Here is a 14,494-nt window from a genome sequence, read left to right on the forward strand (position 1 = left end):
CGGGGGCCGGCCGCCGCAACGACTGGGTATCCAAGTCGGGCGCCATCTTCACTGGCACGAAAAAAGGGCCGCTTGCGTTCGCGAGCTCGCCGTCCCGATACTGTCGCCGCCAGACGGTCAGCAGCGAACGGCAGATGCCATGCCGCCGCGCTGTCGCTGAGACCTGCCGATGTCCCCCAAGGCTTTCTCGACCACCCTGATCTTGTCGGCATCGCTCCAGTGCCGACGACGCGGCGCATCCTCGGTGGACAGGATCTCGATCCGGGGTGTGACCGTAAGGTCGACCATAACGCCGGACTTATCATCGCCTCCAACGCCCCGTCAGACGGCCCCCGCCGGAGGGATACTGTGTTTCCGCCGCGAATTGATTTGGACGGCAGCCGGTTGCAGAGTCAGACGTCGCGGTGTGCATCATTTCCAGTTCTTCGTCCGATCGAGACCGGAGTGCTTTGAAGCATCCCTTCGATGCCGCCGCAGAAGCGCCCGACCGTGCGGTTGGTCTGTGGTGATTTTGGCGCCAGTCGAATTCCCCCGCGTCTTTGTTGATGACGTCGCGCGCGCGCGCGGATACTCTGACCGAAGCCACATTCGGCGGTGCCGGTTGCTGTCCAGGGCGCGTCTTTGCCGGATTGAAAGGTCCGAAAAAGGAAGATCGCCATGCGTTCCACAGCACATCCCCTGCCGTTTATCTGCCGCAAATCCCCCGCGCGGGGGGCGCAGGGCGTGGTGGTGACCAACCATCCTCTGGGCACGGTGGCGGGGCAGGAAATGCTGGCCTCGGGCGGCAATGCGGTCGATGCGGCCGTCGCGGCGTTGCTGGCGCTGACGGTGGTCGAGCCGATGATGGTGGGAATTGCGGGGGGCGGGGTGTCGCATCTGCGCCTGCCGGACGGGTCGCACACCGTCTATGACTGCCTGTCGCAAGCCGGCGCCGCGGCGCGGCCCGACATGTATGCGCCGATGTCCGACGATCTGCACGGGTACATGGAAACCGTCGGGCGGCGTAACCTTGTCGGCGCGGGCGCCGTGGCGGTGCCGGGCAACCTGCGCGGCTGGTGTGCGATGCACGCCGCCCACGGCGCGCTGCCCTTTGCCGATGTCATTGCCCCGGCGATCCGGCTGGCCGAGCGCGGGTTCGCGGTGACGCCCTACCTGTCGTCCAACATCGGCCGGCACGCCGAAGACCTTTTGCAAGATGCTGAAATCGCGTCTATCTTCATGCCAGGTGGAACCCCCGCCGCCGCCGGGCACCGGCTGGTACAGGGCGATTACGCGCAAAGCCTGCGCCTGATCGCGACCCAGGGGGCCGAGGCGCTGCACGGCGGTGCCCTGGGGCGCGCGCTGGTGGATCGGCTGGGCGCTGCCGGGTCGGTGTCGATGGACGACCTGCAAAACTATGCGGCGCGCGAGCGCGAGGCGATCTTTGCCAGCTACCGCGGGCACCAGATCGTCGGCCCGCCGCCGCCCGCCTCATCGGGGGTGCATGTGGCGCAGATGCTCAACATGCTGGAAAGCCATGACATGGCGGGGATGGGGTTTGACAGCCCCGACCGGCTGCACCTGCTGGCCGAGGTCATCCGCATCGCGTTCGAAGACCGGCGCGCCGCGTCCGGCGACCCGGATTTTGTCGACATCCCCGTCGACAAGCTGATTTCCAAGGCCTACGCGCAGGCCAGCCAGGCGCGGATGCGTGCCGCGGGGGGGGCGGGCGCGGTGCCGCCGGGCCATGAAAGCCGGAACACCACGCATATCACCGTGGCTGACCGTGACGGGCGCATCGTGTCGGCCACCCACACCATCAACGGGCTGTTCGGTGCGCGGTTCGTGGTGCCGGGCACGGGGATCATCCCGAACAACTACATGTATAATTTCGACCCCCACCCCGGCAAGGCGCTGTCGGTTGCGCCGGGCAAGCGGGTGCCGACATCCATGGCGCCGATGATCGTGCTGAAGGACGGCGCGCCCTGTTTCGCGCTGGGGTTGCCGGGGGCGGTGCGGATCTTTCCGTCGGCCATGCAGGCCATCGTCAACATGATAGATTTCGGGATGACCCCGCAGCAGGCGGTCGAGGCCCCGCGCATCTGGACCGAGGGCGCGCATGTCGAGCTGGAGCCCGATTACGCCCACCACAAACCGGCGCTGGAGGCGATGGGCCATACGGTCACCCTCGTGCCCCATATCGGCGGGGGCATGAACATGATCGCGTTTGCCCTGGAGGGCGGAGCGCCCGGCAGGCCCGGTGGCGAAATGATCGGCGCCGCGTGCTGGCGCGCCGATGGCACGGTGGCGGCGATGGGCGGCGGACTGGCCGCCGCCGGCGTCTCGTTTCACATCTGACGCGCCGGTACGGTCCACGGGGTCAGTAGCCGCGCGCCGCGTCGGCCACATCGGCGCAGGTGCCGGTCTCGTCGAAGGTTTTGAGGTTGGCGGCAATGATCTGCCCGCCGGTGTCCGCGTCGATCTGCGACGCCACATGCGGGGTCACGGTGATGCCGGGATGGTCCCAGAACGGGCTGTCGGCGGGCAGCGGTTCGACGTGGAACACATCCAGCGTCGCCTGCTTGATCTGGCCGCTGTCCAGCGCCGCGATCAGATCCGCATCCACCAGATGCGGCCCGCGCGCGCAGTTGATGACGCAGGCTCCGGGCGCGAGCTTGCCGAACAGCCCGGCGTTCAGGATGCCGGCGGTCTGCTGGGTGAGCGGCAGCAGGTTCACCAGAATCTCGCAGCCGTCCAGAAACCTGTCCATGGTTTCGGGACCGGCAAAAGTGTCGACGCCGTCGATGTCCTTGGGCGATTTCGACCAGCCGCGCGTGGTAAAGCCAAGCGCCGACAGCGTCCGTGCCGCCGCCGAACCGAGATTGCCAAGCCCCATCACGCCGACCACCCGTCTGGGCGCCACGGGCACCACGATGGCGTGCCAGTCCTTTTGCGCCTGCGCCTGAAGCTGGCGGGGCATGTCGCGGTGATGACGCAGCACATGCAGCGCCACATATTCGCGCATCCGCTGGGTGAGGTCATCGCCCACGGTGCGGATGATCGGCACGCCCCGGGGCAGTTTGTCGTCGGCCAGCACATGGTCGATGCCCGCGCCGATGGACACCACGGCGCGCAGGTTGGGAAATTTGGCTAGGTCGCCGGGGCGCGGACGCCAGACGACGGCATAGCGCACCTCGGCCGGGTCGGTCACGGCGTCCAGCGCCTTGACCGTCCAGCCCGGCAGCAGGTCGGCCAGCATATCCACCCACCACTGGGTCTTGTCTTCGAGAGAGAGGTAGACGGCAACGGTCATATCGGATCCTTGAGGAGTGCTGAGGACGTTCCTGTCATAGCCGATGTGCTGTGAACCTGAAACACTTGGAAGCCGTTTATTGGCTCGGCGAGTTCGGCAACCAGCGCCGGACAGGGCGTTGAAGAACGCCCGCCACGTCCGAGATCCCGGCAAAGATCATCGACGACAGGATGTCGACCTGCGCCAGACCCGCCCTCATGTGCCCGACAAGCGCATTGGCAAAGACGAATATGCGTTCGGACGCGCCGGTGGCGGTCATCAGGTTGTCCGCCATGATGAAAACGGCACGGCGGTTGGCACCGTCGCCTTACCGATGGCGATCGAGACGGGCAGGCGCATCAGGATCAGCGCGATGACGGTGCCGGAAAGGACCCGGGCCATGGGCGATGCCTCGGAATGATGGCCGGTGACGTTTTCGGGCAGCGCCACCAGTACGGCCTTTGCCGAACATCGGCACCGACAGCGCAAGGCGTGGCAGGTAGAGACCCGCGGGCGGATCGCGCCGTCACAGACGCCGTTCGACGTGGCGATGACCTTGGGCAGTTGCATTGGCAAAACCCCCGCGACCAGCAGCGTCGCGGCGTCCGGCACCACGCGCGCGATGACCAGGCCCGCCGCCCCATTCGTCCGTCGATGAAATCCAGCCGCACGACTTTCAGCCCGATATGCAGCGCGAAGAACCCGAAAAGGCTGAGCCAGATGAAGAACACCATCGTCCCCGGCCAGATCCGGTAGGGCGCAAGGCTGAGCGTGCGCAGCACGATGGTGGCCGTCGTCAGGCCCGGCATCGCCCGCAGGCACAGGTTGGACACCCACGGAAACGCGCGGCCCAGGGTCCAGTTCCGCCGGTCCAGCCGGTTGAGGGCCCGCTGCAACGGATCGTCTGGCTGATCGTCGGCGGGTGTCACCGGGTCGATGTGCGCGCGGTGTCGATGGTTTGCAGGAAACCTTGGGGACGGTCTGCGGATGCGGCCATGTCCTGATAACGGGCGCCCATTTTTTCGACCAGCGGCGATGTCGATTTCGGTACAGGTGGCGCCATCCGCGACCATGCGTCCGATGCTTTCGTGCGCAACCGACCAGCCCCGGACATCCTGCCGGCCTCTTCATAGGCGTGCAGCAGCCCGCCGTGGCTGTCTGCGTCCAGCGCGTTCAGGGCGCTTTCGTTGACCATGAACCCGACCGATACGCTTCGGTTCGGGGCAGGGTGACGATCTTGGCGCCCAGCCTATCCCATGTGTCGATGGCGACCCGGTTTTCATGCATCCGCACCGCCGTATTCACCGGCACATTGGACCCGGTCGCACGGTAGGGCCCGCGCAGCACCAGCGTCGGGTCGCCGAGGTGGCGCGGGGCGGGATTCTGTGGGTCACCAGCGCGTCGGCGATCTGCGCGCCGATGCTGCGGCGCGGATCGAGCGCGCCGAACGGGTCGTGAAACACCATCGCCAACGGCTTCGGCTTTGGCGATGGTCAGGGTGATGTCTTGCGGCGCGCAGCGCCGCGCCCCCGTTCAGGCGCAGCGCGGCGGGCACCAACCCCGCCTGCGCCAGCGATGGCCAGACCCGCAGCAAGGGGGGCCAGGTCCATCGCCCCGCGGGTCTCGCGGTTCATCGGGCGCAGGACGGGGTCGGCGACACCACGCCGGGCCCCAGAAACGGCTGCCCGCTTTCGATCACCGTGGCCGCGGACACCGCCAGCGACATCTGCAACAGCAGCGCCAGCAACAGCGGCGGCAGGCACAGGATGATTTCCACCGCGCGCCCGGTGAGCAATTCCACCACGCCGCGAAAAGACCCACCCAGCAGGCCCGGCGTCGTTCCCGTAAGGGCCCCGGAACCGCAAACCCCACGGCGATGAACAGCGATGCCCGCCCGCCCCGGATCAGCCGGGCCGGCACATCCCCCGGCCAAACCCGTCCTGCCCCAGCCAACGGGCGGCGGACGGCGCCGAAAAGCGGCCGGGGATGTTCATGGCGCGCGCGTTCTGCAACGACAACACCGGGGCCAGCCCCAGCACGGTCAACACGGAGATCCGCGCATTGCGCACCACATGGCGGCGCAGCACGATGCGCGCGGGCGGGCCCTTGGCGCGCGGTGCGCATATGGTCGCGTTGCAGCACCTCAAGCACCGAGGCGCGGCTCATGCGGGTGATGACCGCCAGCAGGGCGAGCGCCACGGTAGAGGCGGGCGAAAGCAGCGGTTGAAGATATGCGCAGGGGTGCTTTGAAAAGGGCACGACCCCGCCGGCCGGCAACCAGCGCAATTCCTGCGCAAGGATCCGCACCCCACCGAACCAACCACGAACGCCGGCGTCGACAGCGCCGCCGACGCGCCTAGGTGTTTAGTCCCGGCATCTGGTGGAACGGATTCAGGATGAATCTGTCTGGCTCGGAAGTCGAGATCTTGCAGATGTATTCGTAGGGCGTGAGGCCGCCGAGTGTCTTGAGCCTGCGTGCGAAGTTGCAGGCCGCCATGAAGTCCGAGAGGGGCGTGCACAGTTGGTCGTGGCTGTCGTAATGGTATCGCTTCACCGTCGCTTCCTTGATCGTTCGGTTCATCCGCTCGACCTGGCCATTGGTCCACGGATGGTTTGGCTTGGTCAGCCGGTGCTCAATCCCATTCGCCTTGCAGATCATGTCGAAACGCATGGGCCGAGAATAAGCGGTGCTACCATTGCGAGGCTGCTCGGCGAACTGGATGCCGTTGTCCGTCAGAATCGTGTGGATGCGATAGGGGACAGCCTTGAGCAGACGCTCAAGGACCTCCCACGCTGTCTTGCGATCCGCCTTATCCACGAGTTGCGTGACTACAAATTTGCTGGTTCGGTCCATGCCCACGAACAGATACAGCTTGCCCTCGGCGGTTTGAACCTCCGCGATGTCCATGTGAAAGAACCCGATGGGGTAGCGCTTGAAGCGCTGCCGCTTTGGTTTGTCCCCCTCGACGTCCGGCAGGCGCGAGATGCCGTGCCGCTGAAGGCCAGATGGAGCGCCGACCGTGTCAGATGCGGAATCGATGGCTGAAGGGCATAGAGGCAATCGTCCAGCGGCAGCAGCGTGTGCCGTCGGAATGCGACGATCATTGCCTCCTCAGCTTCAGTGAGAACGGTTGAACGCGGCTTCTTTGGACCGGTCTTCAGGCGCTCCACCGTCGCACGCTTACGCCACTTCGCGACGGTTTTGGGAGTGATGCCCAACTCCTTGCTCAGCTGCGCGAGCGAAGCTTGCGCTTCTCATCGTTGTGCTGCGCAAACGACTGCCAGCCAATGGATCGCTGTATCGCTGCTCTGACGGCGTGCGTGCCCTCTCGGCAGATTTGCCTTGCAAATCGCCTGCCGGGTAACAGTGCGTGGCGCTGCCGTGAAGAATTTGTCCCATAGTGCGTCCTTCCATTCATGAGAAAGGATCGCACCATCAAACCTTGGGATCGAACACCTAGCGAAACCACCGCATCCGTCCCGCCATCCGCCCGGATCGCCCCATGGGGCCAAGCGGCACGCCGGTGGCGATCAGCGACGCCGCGATGGTCACCTCCAGCGTGCGGGTCGTCCATTCGGGCAGGTTCAGCGTGACACTGACGCCGATCATCGACAGGTAGGCCTGACAAACCTCGGCGCGGGATGGGAGCATGCCGTATTGCGCGGTGGACAGCATGGCGCCGTCGAACCCGTCGGGATAGCCCGCTTCGGCGAGCAGGGCCCTGGCCATTTCGGGGTCATGGGGCCACTCGCTGGCCAGACGGGGGCTGTAGAATTCCGACGCATCCGCGATGGCCAGATGTTCCGGCGGCAGCACCGCCTGCGGTTCGTCGGTCTTCATGACGACGGTCCTGTCGTCTGGGAGGCGGGCGATGTGATGCTGGCAAGCTGGCCCTGAAGACAGGCCGCCGCGTCGCGCGTTTGCGCCTCTCGCACGGTCCAGGCGACGTCTTGCGCGGTGAGGGGGGGCCGTCGCGCCCCAGCGCCTGGCGCAGCACGAATGTCCAGGTGCCGTCGTCCGCCACGTTCCAGCGTTCGGCCAGTTCGCCCTGCATCACGCCATGCCTGTCATGGCTCAGCAGGCCACGGTGGCACATCATCTTGACGGTGCCCGCCGCCGTGCCGTTCGGTCAGCCGGGCCCTTTGCACAAGGCCGGTGGCGTTGACGCCGAAGGTGACGCACAGGATGCGTTCGCCGGCCACCGCAAAGCCGTGCATGCGTTCATACGCTCGGGTGAACCCCCGGCGCACCGTGCCCATGCCGTGGCCATGCCCGGCATATCGGCCACCTTGCCAACGGCATCGACCGCCAGCCCCGATGCAGTTTCATGCGCCCGTCAGGGATGTCGGCGGGGGTTGCGCAGCTGCGGCACCATGTTGGTGACGGTGGGCTTGGTCGCGCCGCGCCCGTAGCACGCCGGGCCGGGATCGGCGCCGGCACTTTCGGGCCCGACCTTGACCAAGCCTCCGCTGTCGATCCGCGCGATCGACCCGGGGCCCGCGCCGGCGGGACGAATGCCGCGCACCGACGTTTGCGCCGCGACCTCGCTCCGCACGACGCCGACGCTGGATTGCGTCAGGTGCGGCGCCACCGGCAGACCCGGATCCGACAGGCGCGGGGTCGGCCGGCTGATATGGCGGTGCATGATCGGGCCGGGACAGGCGTTGACCATGGCGGTCGACAGCCGTTCGAACTCGCGAAACCCGAGGGCGATCATGCATGAAATGGCAATTCCCTGCCGCCGAGGGGCCTGGCGAGGCCAACAAGCTGTCGGGGCGCGAACGGGCCTTTTGGGGCATCCGGGCCAGACGGCCGAACGGAGATTTCCCGCCCGGCGGGTTCAGCGAAGAGGTCGCGGCGTGCCGCGGTCCCCGGTGCGCCGAACCGCGCGACCTGCACGAGGTGCGCCTGCCGGTCGAAACCCGTGCCGTGCGCAACATCTGCCGCGACAGGCGCGCCGTGGCGCCCGCGTCAGTCGCCGAGCGCGAGAATATCGGTCAGCGTAATCAATGACGACGCCACATGCTGGCGCATCAGGGTGCGTGTGCGGTCCGGCTCTCCGGCCAGAATTGCGTCGGTGATCGCCCTGTGTTCGGCGCGCGAACTGTCAAGCCTGCGCGCATCCCGCGTAAAGTTGGTCGATCGCCAGACCTGCGTGCGCAGGGTCAATTCGGCATGGCAGGCCAGCAGCGTGGCATTATGCGCGCCCTGGCTGATCTGGGCATGAAACCGCGCGTTGAGTTCACCATAGGCCGTCGCATCGTCGCCGCAGGCGAGGCCTTCTTCAAGGATGGCTTGCAGGTTCCTGCGCTGGATCTCGGTCATTCGGCGCGCCGCCAGTGCCGCGATGGCGGCTTCCAGTTCGCCCACCGCTTCGAACAGCTCTTCAAGATCGCTTGCCCGCATCTTGCGCACGAAAAAGGCCCGCCGCGGGCCGCGTTCGGCGAAATTGGCCTGTTCCAGCCGGTGCAGCGCCTCGCGGACCGGGGTGCGCGAAACGCCGAATCGTTGCGCCAGGGCCACCTCGGCCAGGGGGTCGCCCGGGGGAAATTCGCCCGAAGCGATGCCGTTTATCAGCCTGTCGTATATATTTTGGGCAGTGCTGGCGTTCACGTCACTGACAACTCCTGATGTATCCTTTTACGCTGGACCTGTATACATATCCGGTCAACCTGTTTCCTGGTGAAACCACGACTACCAACCCGGCGTGCCGCGCATCAAGGCGAATACCGCCAAAGACCAGCGGATAGAGCGGAAAGCCACCGCGCCGCGCGCCGCGCCGGGACGGACCGATGCCAACAGGAGACACAACAATGACCCAGATCGACCACAAGAAAATCCTTGCCGAGCGCATGTCCGCCCGGTTCGGGCGTCGCGCCGTCCTGAAGGGCATCGGCGCGGGCATCCTTGCCGCGACCGCCGGGGGCAGCTTTCCGAATGTCGCGCGCGCGCAGCAATCGGGCCATCTGAAAATCGCGTCGGTCAAGGTGATCGACACGCTTGACCCGCATTTCACCGGCTTTCTGTCGGCGATCCAGATCATCAACAACATCCACAACGGCCTGCTCAAGATCACCTATGACGGTGAACAGGTGGCATTCGAGCCGGATCTGGCCGAAACCTGGGATCTGGAAGACGAGGTCACCCATGTTTTCAAGCTGCGCGAGGGTGTGATGTTCCACGATGGCACGCCCTGCGACGCCGAAGCGGTGAAATTCTCGCTGCTGCGCGTCAAGGAGGGCGAACCTGCGTCGCCCCACGCCTGGAAACTGGCGCTGCTGGACGAGATCGAAGTGGTGGATCCGCTGACCGTCAAGCTGACCTTCACCCAGCCCTACGCGTTCCTGCCGGTTGCGCTGAACGGCTCGACGGGACGGGCGGGGACCATCGTGTCCCCCGCCGCCGTGCAGAAATACGGCGCGGATTATGGCCGCAACCCGGTCGGCACTGGCCCGTTCAAATTCGTGTCCTGGCGCGAGAACGACGCCATCGAACTGGAAGCCAACACCGAGTATTTCGAACCCGGTCTGCCGAAGCTGGAAAAGGTCACCTTTGTGCTGATGCGCGAAGCCTCGACCGCGCTGGCCGCGCTGATGTCGGGCCAGATACACGGCATGACCGATTGCCCGATGCAGCTTGTCGATCAGGTCGATGCCTTTCCGAACGCCACGCTTTATGGCGAAATCGAAGGCAACTATACCTACCTTGGGATGAACTGCAAACGCGCCCCGTTCGACGATATCAACCTGCGCCGCGCCGTGGCCTGGGCGCTGAACCGCGACACGCTGGTGAAACAGGCGTATTTCGGGCGCGCCCAGCAAGCCTATACGCCGATTTCCCCGCCGATGACCGGCTATTTCGACCCCGACATCGCAAACTCGGGGCGGGGCCAGTGGTTCGATATGGACAAGGCCAGGGCATTTCGCGCCAAGGCCGCCAATCAGGGCGAGGTCGAGGTCACCTACATGATGGCCGAACGCGGCCCCGTCGGCACCCGCATCGCCCAGACCGTCGCGCCGATGCTGGCCGAAATCGGCATCAAGGCGAAGCTGGAACTGATCGAACCCGCGGCCTGGGTGCAGCGCCGCAACTCGGGTGATTTCGATCTGTACGATTTCGAATGGGTGGCCGACCTCGACCCCGAGGAAACGCTGTATCCGGAATGGAAATCGGACGGGTCGTGGAATTTCTGCGGCTGGGTCAACACCGATTTCGACGATCTGTGCGCGCAGGCCGGCACCGAACTGGACGTGGCCGCCCGCGCCGCGCTGTATCACCGCGCCGAAGACCTTCTGATGGACGAGGCGCCCTGCGCGATGATGGCGCACATGCCGATCTACAAGGTGTTCGCGAACGAGGTCAAAGGGTTCAACTACATCCCCGCCGATCTTGTGAACCTGCATACGGTAAGCCTCGGCTGATGTTGCGGCAGGCTTTCGGCAAGATCGGGCAGACGCTCGTGGTTCTGTTCATCGTCTCCTTCGCCAGCTTCGGGTTGCTGAAGCTGGCGCCGGGCGATCCGATCCAGATCATGCTTGGGTCGGAATATTCGCCGCAAGCCTATGCCGCGCTGTCGGCGGAACTGGGTCTGGATCAGCCGTTCTGGACCCAATACGCCGACTGGGCGCTGAATTTCGTGCGGGGCGACTGGGGCACCAGCTACGTCGCCCGCACCGACATCTTCACCTACGGCTTCCTTGAAGCTCTGCCCGTGACGCTGACGCTGGCGAGCTTTTCGCTGGCGTTCGCGATCCTGATCGGGGTGCCGCTGGGGGTGCTGTCGGCGGTCAGGAAAGACACGATCTTTGATGCGGGTGCGGCGGTGTTCGCGCTGACCGGCACGGCGTTTCCGTCGTTCTTGCTGGGCATCCTGCTGATCTGGTTCTTTGGCGTCAAACTGGGGCTGTTTCCGGTCATGGGCTATGTCAGCCCGTGGCAGGATTTCTGGGGCGGCATCTATCACATGATCCTGCCCGCGCTGACCCTGTCGACCTATTTCATCGCCATGATTACCCGGCTGACCCGCGCCACGCTGGTCGAGGTTCTGGCCCAGCCCTACATTGCCGCCGCCCGCGCGCGGGGCGAACCGGGCTGGCGGGTGATCTGGGTGCATGGGGTGCGCAATATCGCGCTGCCGCTGGTCACCATTCTGGGGCTGCAACTGGGCACCTTGTTGCAAGGCACGGTGCTGACCGAAACCGTGTTCAACCTGCCGGGGATCGGGCAGATGCTGACCTCGGCCGTGCTGGGGCGCGAATACGGCGTGGTGCAGGCGGGGGTGATGATGACCGCGACGCTGTTCATCGTGGTGAACCTGCTGGTGGATCTGTCCTATCCGATCCTTGACCCCCGACTGAGAGACCGCAAATGACCCTGGTGGACAACGCGCGGCGGGGCCGCCGTTCGATCTTTGCCCGGCGGCCGTTCTTCACCCTCGCGCTGGTGGTGGCGGTGGGCTACGTCCTGGCCGCGATCTTTGCCCCGTTCGTCGCGCCCTACGACCCCGTCGCGCAGGATTTCAACGCGATGATGCAGCCCCCCAGCGGTGCGCATCCGATGGGCACCGACAGCTACGGGCAGGACATCCTGTCGCGGGTGATCTTTGGCGCGCGCTATGCGCTGATTATCGGGTTCTTTGCGGTCGCCATCGGCGCCATCGGGGGGCTGATCGTCGGGCTTGCCGCCGGCCTGTCGGGGGGCTGGGCGGAATGGGCGCTGTTGCGGCTGATCGACAGCATCCTTGCGCTGCCGTCGCTGATCCTTGCGGTGGCGTTCATCGCCATTCTGGGCCAGGGCGTCGACAAGGTGGTGATCGCCGTGGGCCTGTCGATGATCGGGCCGTTCGCCCGCACCGTGCGCGCCGATGTGTTGCAGGTGCGCGTGCAATTGTTCGTCGAGGCGGCGGGGCTGATGGCCATTCCGCGCGCGGTGATCATCTGGCGGCACATCCTGCCCAACGTGATCTATCCGCTGGCGGTACAGGTCACCATCCGCATTTCCGAGGCCATTCTGGTGTCGTCCTCGCTGTCGTTCCTGGGCATCGGGGTCACGCCGCCGACGCCCGACTGGGGCCTGATGATCGCCGAAGGACGCGCCTTCGTCAGCTTTGCCGCGTGGATGTCGGCGATGCCGGGGTTCGCGCTGGCGCTGCTGCTGATCGCGCTGTCCATCGTGGGCGACGGCATCCGCGAAGAATTCGATCCCAAGCTGCGGGGCAAGTCATGAACCTGCTGAGCATTGATGCGCTGACGGTCGATCGCGGCACCGCGCGCATCCTGGACCGCGTGTCGCTGGATGTGGCGCGGGGTGAAACCGTGGCGCTGGTGGGCGAAAGCGGCGCGGGGAAATCCACCATTGCCACCGCGATCATGCGGCTGCTGGGCGATGCGCGCATCTCTGGCAGCATCGCCCTGGCCGATGCCGGAGACCTCTTGGCCCTGCGCGAACCCGACATGGTGCGCCTGCGCGGGCGGCGCCTGTCGATGATCTTTCAGGATGCGGGGGCGGCGCTGAACCCGGCCTACACCGTTGGCGCGCAACTGGTGTCGGCGGTGCGGCGCAACCTTGGCCTGGGCAAACGCGACGCGCATGCCCGCGCGGTCGAACTGATGACCCAGGTGGGTATCAACGACCCCGAAGCGCGGCTGTCGGCCTATCCCCACCAGCTTTCGGGGGGCATGCAGCAGCGCGTCATGGTGGCGATTGCGCTGGCCGCTGATCCCGATCTGCTGCTGGCGGATGAACCGACCTCGGCGCTGGATGTGACCATTCAGGCGCAGATCGTGCGCTTGATCCTGGCCCAGACGCGGGCGCGCGGGGCGGCCTGCATTTTCGTGCTGCACGATCTGGCGCTGGCCAGTCAGGCCTGTGACAGCGTGGTGGTGCTGTACGCCGGACAGGTGGTCGAATCCGGCCCCGTGCGCGACGTGCTGGACAATGCGCGCCACCCCTATACCCGGCAGCTCAAATCCTGTGTTCTGGAAATCGGACGGGATGATCTTGTCGCGCCCGAAGGCACCGTGCCGTCGCACGAGGACATGCCCGCCGGGTGCCGTTTCGCCACCCGCTGCCCGCGCGCGCAGGACCGCTGCTGGGCGGACGCGCCTCCGCTGGAAACCGCGCGCGGGTCACATCGCTTTGCCTGCTGGAACCCGGAATGAGACCGCCGATGCCAACACCCCCCCGCCCGGTTTTCGAACTGAAGGATGTCGAAAAGGTGTTTCAGGTCCGCAAGCCGGGCCAGCGGTTCGGGCGGAAAACCGTGGGGCTGCGCGCGCTGGACGGGGTGCGGCTGTCGGTGGAACAGGGGGCCTCGCTGGCGCTGGTGGGCGAAAGCGGGTCGGGCAAATCCACGCTGTTGCGGGTGCTGCTGGGGCTGGACGCGCCGACCGACGGGCAGGCGCGGTATCGCGGCAGGCCGATCCGCGCGGTGCGCGACGAAGGCGCGGATTTCGCCCGCGACGTCGCGATGGTGTATCAGGACGCGCGCGGATCGCTGAACCCGCGCATGACCGTGGGCGCGCTGATCGCGGAACCGCTGCGCCGGTTCGCGGTGGTGCCCGCGCCCGAAATCGGCGCCCGCGTCGCCACGTTGCTGACGCGGGTGGGCCTGCCTGCCGATGCCGCCGGGCGCTACCCCGCCGCGTTGTCGGGCGGTCAGGTGCGCCGCGTTGCCATCGCCCGCGCGCTGGCGTCGGACCCGTCGGTTCTGGTCGCGGACGAGGCGGTGTCGGGGCTGGACGTATCGACCCAGGCGCAGCTTTTGACGCTGCTGCGCAGGTTGCAGCAGGACATGGGCCTGACGCTGGTGTTCATCACCCATGACCTTGGCGTTGCAAGTTTTCTGTGCGAACAGATTGCCATCATGTATCTGGGGCGCATCGTCGAAACCGGGCCGACCGACGCGGTGCTGACGAGCCCGGCGCATCCCTATACCGCTGCGCTGCGCGATGCCGCGCCCAAATTTTTCGAACCCATCGCCGAGCCGCTGCCCGGCGAGATCCCAAGCCCGCTTGACCTGCCCAGCGGCTGCCGGTTTTCCGGACGCTGCCCACGGGTTCAGCCCGATTGTCACGCGCGCGATCCCCATCTTGCCCGTTCGCGAACCCGGTCTGTGACCCGGTCTGTGGCCTGCCTGCACCCCCTGGCGCCGGTCGATGGCGCCGGGCCGGTCGCGCCGGCCAACCCAGGCCCCGCGCCCGAGCAGACAAGGCCGGACTAGC

Annotated in this window: 17 protein-coding genes and 1 pseudogene; 7 read left to right on the top strand and 11 right to left on the bottom strand. The window is 66.3% G+C overall.

Annotated elements, in window-relative coordinates:
* Positions 1 to 220: transposase (locus ATI53_RS24295; protein WP_146609957.1), on the bottom strand; the 220-nt coding region annotated here is incomplete at its 3' end.
* A 437-nt stretch (positions 221 to 657) separates the two neighbouring features.
* Between ATI53_RS24295 and ggt the strand changes: the two genes are divergently transcribed.
* Positions 658 to 2,337, top strand: coding sequence for a gamma-glutamyltransferase (ggt, locus tag ATI53_RS18165; RefSeq protein ID WP_111551043.1), 1,680 nt, complete (start codon positions 658 to 660; stop codon positions 2,335 to 2,337).
* Between the two features lie 22 nt (positions 2,338 to 2,359).
* Here ggt and ATI53_RS18170 read toward each other — a convergent pair whose 3' ends face one another.
* From ATI53_RS18170 to ATI53_RS23675, 9 genes and pseudogenes are all read right to left on the bottom strand, one after another.
* Positions 2,360 to 3,292 (bottom strand): 2-hydroxyacid dehydrogenase, encoded by a 933-nt coding sequence (locus ATI53_RS18170; protein WP_009506051.1) that lies wholly within the window; start codon positions 3,290 to 3,292, stop codon positions 2,360 to 2,362.
* A 76-nt stretch (positions 3,293 to 3,368) separates the two neighbouring features.
* Complete coding sequence (locus tag ATI53_RS24035) at positions 3,369 to 3,551, bottom strand: TRAP transporter large permease subunit (protein WP_240778665.1); 183 nt, start codon at positions 3,549 to 3,551, stop codon at positions 3,369 to 3,371.
* Positions 3,551 to 3,721: a hypothetical protein gene (locus ATI53_RS24040; RefSeq protein WP_249033408.1), complete on the bottom strand. Its 171-nt coding sequence runs from the start codon at positions 3,719 to 3,721 to the stop codon at positions 3,551 to 3,553. The genes ATI53_RS24035 and ATI53_RS24040 overlap by 1 nt, the downstream gene beginning before the upstream one ends.
* 475 nt (positions 3,722 to 4,196) lie before the next feature.
* Positions 4,197 to 4,466, bottom strand: a complete 270-nt coding sequence (locus ATI53_RS18185) for a hypothetical protein (protein WP_009506048.1) — start codon at positions 4,464 to 4,466, stop codon at positions 4,197 to 4,199.
* A gap of 435 nt (positions 4,467 to 4,901) precedes the next feature.
* Positions 4,902 to 5,072 (bottom strand): hypothetical protein, encoded by a 171-nt coding sequence (locus ATI53_RS23425; protein WP_170134613.1) that lies wholly within the window; start codon positions 5,070 to 5,072, stop codon positions 4,902 to 4,904.
* A 103-nt stretch (positions 5,073 to 5,175) separates the two neighbouring features.
* Complete coding sequence (locus ATI53_RS24045) at positions 5,176 to 5,418, bottom strand: hypothetical protein (protein ID WP_249033409.1); 243 nt, start codon at positions 5,416 to 5,418, stop codon at positions 5,176 to 5,178.
* A 209-nt stretch (positions 5,419 to 5,627) separates the two neighbouring features.
* Positions 5,628 to 6,523 (bottom strand): annotated as a pseudogene (locus ATI53_RS18195) (IS481 family transposase); the annotation flags it as partial.
* A 205-nt stretch (positions 6,524 to 6,728) separates the two neighbouring features.
* The gene (locus ATI53_RS24050) at positions 6,729 to 7,112 is read right to left on the bottom strand and encodes an ABC transporter substrate-binding protein (protein WP_240778636.1); all 384 of its coding nucleotides are present in this window, start codon (positions 7,110 to 7,112) and stop codon (positions 6,729 to 6,731) included.
* A 496-nt stretch (positions 7,113 to 7,608) separates the two neighbouring features.
* Positions 7,609 to 7,989, bottom strand: a complete 381-nt coding sequence (locus ATI53_RS23675) for a hydantoinase/oxoprolinase family protein (RefSeq protein ID WP_009505764.1) — start codon at positions 7,987 to 7,989, stop codon at positions 7,609 to 7,611.
* 2 nt (positions 7,990 to 7,991) lie between these two features.
* Between ATI53_RS23675 and ATI53_RS18210 the strand changes: the two genes are divergently transcribed.
* Entirely contained in the window at positions 7,992 to 8,285 is a 294-nt protein-coding gene (locus tag ATI53_RS18210) for a hypothetical protein (protein WP_111551046.1), read from the top strand.
* Here ATI53_RS18210 and ATI53_RS18215 read toward each other — a convergent pair.
* Positions 8,244 to 8,885: a GntR family transcriptional regulator gene (locus tag ATI53_RS18215; protein ID WP_009505762.1), complete on the bottom strand. Its 642-nt coding sequence runs from the start codon at positions 8,883 to 8,885 to the stop codon at positions 8,244 to 8,246. The genes ATI53_RS18210 and ATI53_RS18215 overlap by 42 nt on opposite strands.
* Positions 8,886 to 9,085: 200 nt before the next feature.
* Here ATI53_RS18215 and ATI53_RS18220 point away from each other — a divergent pair, with 200 nt between their 5' ends.
* The 5 genes from ATI53_RS18220 to ATI53_RS18240 are packed head-to-tail and all read left to right on the top strand — an operon-like array spanning position 9,086 to position 14,493.
* Entirely contained in the window at positions 9,086 to 10,693 is a 1,608-nt protein-coding gene (locus ATI53_RS18220; RefSeq protein WP_009505761.1) for an ABC transporter substrate-binding protein, read from the top strand.
* On the top strand, positions 10,693 to 11,643 hold the full coding sequence (locus ATI53_RS18225; protein ID WP_009505760.1) for an ABC transporter permease: 951 nt from the start codon (positions 10,693 to 10,695) through the stop codon (positions 11,641 to 11,643). The genes ATI53_RS18220 and ATI53_RS18225 overlap by 1 nt, the downstream gene beginning before the upstream one ends.
* Entirely contained in the window at positions 11,640 to 12,497 is an 858-nt protein-coding gene (locus ATI53_RS18230; protein WP_009505759.1) for an ABC transporter permease, read from the top strand. The genes ATI53_RS18225 and ATI53_RS18230 overlap by 4 nt, the downstream gene beginning before the upstream one ends.
* Complete coding sequence (locus ATI53_RS18235) at positions 12,494 to 13,432, top strand: ABC transporter ATP-binding protein (protein ID WP_009505758.1); 939 nt, start codon at positions 12,494 to 12,496, stop codon at positions 13,430 to 13,432. Before ATI53_RS18230 ends, ATI53_RS18235 begins: the two co-directional genes overlap by 4 nt.
* Positions 13,433 to 13,440: 8 nt before the next feature.
* Positions 13,441 to 14,493, top strand: a complete 1,053-nt coding sequence (locus tag ATI53_RS18240) for an oligopeptide/dipeptide ABC transporter ATP-binding protein (protein ID WP_111551047.1) — start codon at positions 13,441 to 13,443, stop codon at positions 14,491 to 14,493.
* Position 14,494 lies beyond the last annotated feature (1 nt).

This window comes from Salipiger aestuarii (assembly GCF_003259905.1).
Classification (GTDB): Bacteria; Pseudomonadota; Alphaproteobacteria; order Rhodobacterales; family Rhodobacteraceae; genus Salipiger; species Salipiger aestuarii.

What these genes read in the sequence shown, in the direction of transcription:
- ATI53_RS24050 (WP_240778636.1), bottom strand. Translation starts at nt 7,112, where the DNA reads ATGAAGACCGACGAACCGCAGGCGGTGCTGCCGCCGGAACATCTGGCC.
- ATI53_RS18225 (WP_009505760.1), top strand. Translation starts at nt 10,693, where the DNA reads ATGTTGCGGCAGGCTTTCGGCAAGATCGGGCAGACGCTCGTGGTTCTG.
- ATI53_RS24035 (WP_240778665.1), bottom strand. Translation starts at nt 3,551, where the DNA reads ATGACCGCCACCGGCGCGTCCGAACGCATATTCGTCTTTGCCAATGCG.
- ATI53_RS18185 (WP_009506048.1), bottom strand. Translation starts at nt 4,466, where the DNA reads ATGGTCAACGAAAGCGCCCTGAACGCGCTGGACGCAGACAGCCACGGC.
- ATI53_RS18240 (WP_111551047.1), top strand. Translation starts at nt 13,441, where the DNA reads ATGCCAACACCCCCCCGCCCGGTTTTCGAACTGAAGGATGTCGAAAAG.
- ggt (WP_111551043.1), top strand. Translation starts at nt 658, where the DNA reads ATGCGTTCCACAGCACATCCCCTGCCGTTTATCTGCCGCAAATCCCCC.
- ATI53_RS18235 (WP_009505758.1), top strand. Translation starts at nt 12,494, where the DNA reads ATGAACCTGCTGAGCATTGATGCGCTGACGGTCGATCGCGGCACCGCG.
- ATI53_RS18170 (WP_009506051.1), bottom strand. Translation starts at nt 3,292, where the DNA reads ATGACCGTTGCCGTCTACCTCTCTCTCGAAGACAAGACCCAGTGGTGG.
- ATI53_RS18220 (WP_009505761.1), top strand. Translation starts at nt 9,086, where the DNA reads ATGACCCAGATCGACCACAAGAAAATCCTTGCCGAGCGCATGTCCGCC.
- ATI53_RS18210 (WP_111551046.1), top strand. Translation starts at nt 7,992, where the DNA reads ATGAAATGGCAATTCCCTGCCGCCGAGGGGCCTGGCGAGGCCAACAAG.
- ATI53_RS18230 (WP_009505759.1), top strand. Translation starts at nt 11,640, where the DNA reads ATGACCCTGGTGGACAACGCGCGGCGGGGCCGCCGTTCGATCTTTGCC.
- ATI53_RS23675 (WP_009505764.1), bottom strand. Translation starts at nt 7,989, where the DNA reads ATGATCGCCCTCGGGTTTCGCGAGTTCGAACGGCTGTCGACCGCCATG.